The sequence below is a fragment of the Dellaglioa sp. CoH-57-MRSF-21 genome (assembly GCF_056781915.1).
This window is the reverse complement of the sequence record NZ_JBXAXU010000086.1, coordinates 1-390: the sequence shown is the minus strand read 5'-3', so window position 1 is coordinate 390 and position 390 is coordinate 1. Positions and strand designations below refer to the sequence as shown.

Below are 390 nucleotides of genomic sequence, written 5' to 3'. Positions count from 1 at the left end.
AGATGAGCGCGCTCTCGTGGTTGTCGGTTCGTCGTATTGTGAACGTGATAAAGGTCGCGCTCTATCAGTTCCTGCTGTACTCGCTGCAAGAGCCTAACGATGACTTCACGGGTCGTCAGATCGTGCAGTCGTGTTCGGATTACCTCCAGACCATCAAGAACGCCCGGGGCATCTCGGACTTTACAGTGATCTCAGATTCTACAGTGATCTCAGATTCGTCGAACAACACGGCGCAAGACTTCAACAGCGGTATCCGTAACGTGACGGTCATCATCATTCCGGTGATACCGATCCACATCATCAACCTGCAAGTCGTTATCAGCAAGCAAGGTGTGTCGTTCACGGAAGCGTTGTCGTCGGTTCAGGCACAGTAACGGAGACAGGGGCTTC

1 protein-coding gene is annotated in these 390 nt (G+C 52.6%); it reads left to right on the top strand.

Going from position 1 to position 390, the window contains the following annotated elements; translation table 11 throughout:
* Nucleotides 1-374 (top strand): phage tail sheath C-terminal domain-containing protein (locus AC1RPQ_RS08050; protein ID WP_481762271.1); only part of this gene is annotated, 374 nt, incomplete at its 5' end.
* Nucleotides 375-390 lie beyond the last annotated feature (16 nt).